The sequence below is a fragment of the Shigella sp. FC1544 genome (assembly GCF_001722145.1).
Taxonomy (GTDB): Bacteria; Pseudomonadota; Gammaproteobacteria; order Enterobacterales; family Enterobacteriaceae; genus Escherichia; species Escherichia coli.
Window position 1 is genome coordinate 1 of sequence record NZ_MECT01000171.1, and the last position, 3,823, is coordinate 3,823.

Below are 3,823 nucleotides of genomic sequence, written 5' to 3' on the forward strand. Positions count from 1 at the left end.
CTTTAATCTGCTTCATGGCGGCAGCAAGTTCAGAGGCAGGAACAACCTGTTCTCCGGCGGCCACAGCAGTAAGACTTCCTTCCTGGTATTGCTTACGCCAGAGAAATAACTGGCTGGCTGCTACACCATGTTGCCGGGCAACGAGGGAGACCGTCATCCCCGGTTCAAAGCTCTGCTGAACAATTGCGATCTTTTCCTGTGTGGTACGCCGTCTGCGTTTCTCCGGCCCTAAGACATCAATCATCTGTACTCCAATGACTAGTCTAAAAACTAGTATTAAGACTATCACTTATTTAAGTGATACTGGTTGTCTGGAGATTCAGGGGGCCAGTCTAGTGATGACGCTGTAGAATTTTTCACGTGCCACAGAATTTTGAACGCTTTCTCTTACAATATTTCAATGTTTCTATCAGTATTCACCGGAAGAAGTCATCGACCAAATCATCCCAGTCGTCTCGCACCACTGACCATTCATGGTTGACATGTGGTGGAAATCCGCTTCTACAGTAACCATTTTTTATTCGCAAAACCGAACACGCCATACGGATAGCTGTTAACTGGCATGCCGAGGCAGTTGTTATTTATATTTAGTTTTGTTAATAATCTTTATTTTTTGTAAAAGGCAAATATAAATTATTCTCATTATTGTTTGTATTTGTGTATTGTCTTGCCGGTTAACATGATCGGAGATTAGTAATATGCGAATAACCACTCTGGCTTCCGTAGTCATTCCCTGTCTCGGATTTTCAGCCAGCAGCATAGCTGCTGCAGAGGATGTGATGATTGTCTCGGCATCCGGCTATGAGAAAAAGCTGACTAACGCAGCCGCCAGTGTTTCTGTGATTAGCCAGGAGGAATTGCAGTCCAGCCAGTACCACGATCTGGCGGAGGCTCTGAGATCAGTAGAGGGTGTGGATGTTGAAAGTGGTACGGGTAAAACCGGTGGGCTGGAAATCAGCATCCGAGGAATGCCAGCCAGTTACACGCTGATACTGATTGATGGTGTTCGTCAGGGCGGAAGCAGTGACGTGACTCCCAACGGTTTTTCTGCCATGAATACCGGGTTCATGCCCCCTCTGGCCGCCATTGAGCGTATTGAGGTTATCAGGGGGCCGATGTCCACACTGTATGGCTCTGATGCGATGGGCGGTGTGGTGAATATCATTACCAGAAAGAATGCAGACAAATGGCTCTCTTCCGTCAATGCAGGGCTAAATCTGCAGGAAAGCAACAAATGGGGTAACAGCAGCCAGTTTAATTTCTGGAGCAGTGGCCCCCTTGTGGATGATTCTGTCAGCCTGCAGGTACGCGGTAGCACACAACAGCGTCAGGGCTCATCGGTCACATCACTGAGCGATACAGCAGCCACGCGTATTCCTTATCCCACGGAGTCACAGAATTATAATCTTGGTGCACGTCTTGACTGGAAGGCGTCGGAGCAGGATGTGCTCTGGTTTGATATGGATACCACCCGGCAGCGTTATGATAACCGGGATGGGCAACTGGGGAGTCTGACGGGGGGATATGACCGGACCCTGCGCTATGAGCGGAACAAAATTTCAGCTGGCTATGATCATACTTTCACCTTCGGAACATGGAAATCGTATCTGAACTGGAACGAGACAGAAAATAAAGGTCGTGAGCTCGTACGCAGTGTACTGAAGCGCGACAAATGGGGGCTTGCCGGTCAGCCGCGGGAGCTTAAGGAATCGAACCTTATCCTGAATTCATTACTGCTTACCCCTCTGGGAGAATCTCATCTGGTTACGGTGGGGGGCGAGTTTCAGAGCTCGTCCATGAAAGACGGAGTTGTCCTTGCCAGCACAGGTGAAACTTTCCGGCAGAAAAGCTGGTCGGTATTTGCTGAGGATGAGTGGCATCTCACGGATGCACTTGCGCTGACTGCGGGCAGCCGCTATGAACATCATGAGCAATTCGGGGGACACTTCAGTCCGCGTGCATATCTGGTCTGGGATATGGCAGATGCCTGGACGCTGAAAGGCGGTGTGACCACGGGATATAAGGCACCCAGAATGGGGCAGCTACATAAAGGGATTAGTGGTGTGTCCGGGCAGGGAAAAACAAATCTACTTGGTAACCCCGACCTGAAGCCGGAAGAGAGCGTCAGTTATGAGGCTGGGGTGTATTACGATAACCCCGCCGGTCTGAATGCCAATGTCACAGGTTTTATGACTGACTTCTCCAACAAGATTGTCTCTTATTCCATAAATGATAACACCAATAGCTATGTAAACAGCGGAAAGGCCCGGTTGCACGGTGTGGAATTTGCCGGCACATTGCCGCTGTGGTCAGAGGATGTCACGCTGTCACTGAATTACACCTGGACCCGAAGTGAACAACGTGATGGTGATAACAAAGGTGCGCCGCTGAGTTATACCCCTGAACACATGGTGAATGCGAAACTGAACTGGCAGATCACCGAAGAGGTGGCATCATGGCTGGGTGCCCGTTATCGCGGGAAAACACCACGTTTCACCCAGAATTATTCGTCACTGAGCGCTGTACAGAAGAAAGTGTATGATGAGAAAGGAGAATACCTGAAAGCCTGGACGGTGGTGGATGCAGGTCTGTCGTGGAAGATGACGGATGCCCTGACGCTGAATGCTGCGGTGAATAACCTGCTCAACAAGGATTACAGTGACGTGAGCCTGTACAGTGCCGGTAAGAGTACGCTGTATGCCGGTGATTACTTCCAGACGGGATCATCAACAACAGGATATGTGATACCTGAGCGAAATTACTGGATGTCGCTGAACTATCAGTTCTGATAATAACAAAACGCTATCACTGACGGTAGAATACGTTGCCACTGCAACTCCTGGCGGAACAGTGGCACGTATTAGGTTAAGTGCATTTCCGATCCGCTAATGAGATTTCGTTACCAACAACTAATATCGTCACAGGAAATGCACGGATTATTCTTAACTTATCATTTACATACTTGTCCAGAGTGTAAGCGCACCGTGAAGGACGTGGGGTAAAAATTAGTTTACAGAGAGAGTGACGTTCCAGGGCAACAACTCTTTCATGCGGTTGGCAGGCCAGGTGTTGATTACACTGATCACGTGGCGTAGCCACGTTTCCGGCTCGATTCCGTTAAGTTTTGCAGCTACCGATCAGGCTGTACATCACTGCCGCACTATCGCTCGTCATCTCAAAGTCCGGTCTCGTCAGCAGGAAGGTATCATTCTCTCCCGCCATTTTTCCGGGGGCCCGGTCAGATAAGTCCCTTTGTCTATCGCTGACTCCTAGCTCATAACCCGGTTAGCAGAATGCAGGGGCACCACCTCGCCACGACCGAATCCGGATAAGTCAATTGCACCTTCTCAATCGCCATTTTGTCACAATTAAGTTTGATAAAGCAGGTCACCTCTGCACTGAATCTGCTCCAGTGCCTCATTGGTCTCCGTCCTCCCCTTTAAACTGCCGGATAAGACTGCTGCACGTAAGCGGCTCGCCAGAACCGTATTGATATTTACTGAGAGGTCAGATCAACTTTCTGAGGTAGCCTGAGTTTAACGGACACTCCTTCCTGAAATAGAATGGCATCAGAAGGAGCTAATAATGAGCAGAAAAAACCAACGTTACTCTAAAGAGTTCAAAGCCGAAGCTGTCAGAACGGTTCTTGAAAATCAACTTTCGATCAGTGAAGGCGCTTCCCGATTATCCCTTCCTGAAGGCACTTTAGGACAATGGGTTACCGCCGCCAGAAAAGGGCTCGGTACTCCTGGTTCCCGCACGGTGGCTGAACTGGAATCTGAAATTCTGCAACTGCGTAAGGCGTTAAATGAAGCTCGCCTTG

Annotated in this window: 4 protein-coding genes and 1 pseudogene; 2 read left to right on the forward strand and 3 right to left on the reverse strand. The window is 49.2% G+C overall.

The features are described 5' to 3' along the window. Both BGK49_RS10600 and BGK49_RS31520 read right to left on the reverse strand, forming a co-directional pair. Positions 1–244: transposase (locus tag BGK49_RS10600; protein ID WP_000567704.1), on the reverse strand; the 244-nt coding region annotated here is incomplete at its 3' end. A 333-nt stretch (positions 245–577) separates the two neighbouring features. Then, positions 578–760, reverse strand: a complete 183-nt coding sequence (locus BGK49_RS31520; RefSeq protein ID WP_032324551.1) for a hypothetical protein — start codon at positions 758–760, stop codon at positions 578–580. Here BGK49_RS31520 and iha point away from each other — a divergent pair. Further along, on the forward strand, positions 699–2,789 hold the full coding sequence (gene iha, locus BGK49_RS10610; protein ID WP_001223346.1) for a bifunctional siderophore receptor/adhesin Iha: 2,091 nt from the start codon (positions 699–701) through the stop codon (positions 2,787–2,789). The genes BGK49_RS31520 and iha overlap by 62 nt on opposite strands. A gap of 216 nt (positions 2,790–3,005) precedes the next feature. On the opposite strand, the pseudogene BGK49_RS29300 reads toward iha, so the two are convergent. Further along, positions 3,006–3,156: pseudogene (locus BGK49_RS29300) on the reverse strand (transposase domain-containing protein); the annotation flags it as partial. A gap of 429 nt (positions 3,157–3,585) precedes the next feature. Between BGK49_RS29300 and BGK49_RS10620 the strand changes: the two are divergent. Next, positions 3,586–3,823, forward strand: a 238-nt coding sequence (locus BGK49_RS10620) for a transposase (protein WP_032335914.1), incomplete at its 3' end; no start/stop codon positions are given.